We start from the raw sequence: 1,717 nt of genomic DNA, 5'->3' as shown, positions 1-1,717 counted from the left end.
CTAGGACTGTTTACCCGAATCATCGGGAAAATCAGCGCATTTACAGTCTTGCAATATATTAATTATGTAAACAACAGACCGGTTGGCAGGGTTAAGTATGCGCTAAATTAATTCCGCCAACGGGTTAGATATATAGGGATTTTTCTTTCAGACATAATTGTATAGTTAATTTGTAGGAACAAGATACAAAAATAGTGCGAGAATGCATTCTTTGATTATTTTGCTTATCATTCTCTTATCCTAATTCCTTCTCACACATATACATCAATTTATCTTTTTCATTCAGTTCTACACTTCTGCTTACCTTTTTATTGGTGATTTGATAGCCCGAAAATCGAGTAACAAAAATGCCCAAGCCTTGAGTGTAGGAGCTGACTTCTGCTGAGTATTCTTTACTAGTATCTAAAGGAATTTCACCCAAAATAGTAGTCCAATCACCATCTGAAGTAATAGTAGATATTTCGCCTTGCATCTTGTTGATGTCTGTAATAGCCCTAGCATTCACAGCTATTGGAATTTGCAATTTAAAATCTAAGATTGGCTCCAACAACTCAACATCAGCTTGTTGTAAAGCCAATCGAAAAACATAGGGAGCTAAACTTCTAAAGTCGGCAGGTGTGCTCACTGGACTATAATAGATTCCGTGAGAAAAAGTGACTTTAAGGTCGGTTACTTCCCAGCCATACAAACCCGATTCACAGGCTTTCTTGACTCCATCGAATACTGCATTCTGAAAAGATTGATTCAAGTAGCCCAATGAAATATCGCTCTCTATCGTAAGTCCCGCACCGATTGGCAAAGGTTCTATAATCAAGCCAATAGATGCCCAATAAGGATTAGGTGGCACTTCGATATGAATGGTGTATTCCGATTTCGTTTTCAGACGTTCCTTATAAATCGTTTTCACCTCTTCAAAGTAAGCATCTACCGAAAATCGCTCCTCCAACAAAGTCAAAATAACTTCCCGTTGAGTTGCTCCATAAAGAGAAACTTCTAGCTCATTATTATCAGCATTGATACCAAACGTTAAAGATGGATCTTCTACCGATAATACATTCATAGCAGAAATTAATTTACTCCTATCCTCTACTTTGGCAGGATGTATAGATGATTTGAGAGCAGGACTAGGAATATTCAATTTATCAAATAAACTTGGCATTGTTCCTAAATAATCACCTACCATCAGACTTTCGGCATGGTCTAAAATTGCAATATCGTTTGTAGAAACTTCATCTACATCTATTTCGTTTCCAGCGTAAAAGGTCTTTAAACTTCTTATTTTCAGATTCTCATCTGAGCCATTGAGGTTGTATGATTTTCTTGTTCTAAGGCTTCCCCCTATAATCTTTAGATAGGCTCGTTTCTGTTCCTTCTTATTATGCTCAATTTTATAGACATAGGCAGATAAATCGTTCTCTTGAGGTAGAGATGTTTCAATAAAAGTAGTGATTGAGTTTAGCAAATCTTCGATACCAATGCCATACATTGCTGAGCCATGGTAGATAGGATGTAGTTTAGCGAATTGAACAAGATGAATCATTGAACTCCAATAGTCTGAATTTGAGAGTTGCGTATCGCTTAAGTATTTTTCTAAAGTTTCGCAAGTGAAAATTCACAAGCGTGATTTAACGTAATTTTGGAATAAAAAAGGCTCTGAAGTTTGTATAACTCACAGAAAATGAGTATCTTTATAATCGCTAAACAATAAAGATAAAAC

2 pseudogenes are annotated in these 1,717 nt (G+C 36.1%); one reads left to right on the top strand and one right to left on the bottom strand.

From position 1 onward, the window contains the following. Nucleotides 1–111, top strand: a pseudogene (locus EXN75_RS17300) (IS982 family transposase); the annotation flags it as partial. A 124-nt stretch (nt 112–235) separates the two neighbouring features. Here the strand turns inward: EXN75_RS17300 and tet(36) are convergent. Beyond that, nucleotides 236–1,594, bottom strand: a pseudogene (gene tet(36), locus EXN75_RS17295) (tetracycline resistance ribosomal protection protein Tet(36)); the annotation flags it as partial. Nucleotides 1,595–1,717: the final 123 nt, after the last annotated feature.

Origin of the sequence: Segatella hominis, from assembly GCF_004535825.1 — a bacterium.
In the GTDB taxonomy this organism is placed as follows: domain Bacteria; phylum Bacteroidota; class Bacteroidia; order Bacteroidales; family Bacteroidaceae; genus Prevotella; species Prevotella hominis.
Note: the sequence above shows the minus strand (reverse complement) of the source record. Positions and strands in the feature narration are given on the sequence as shown.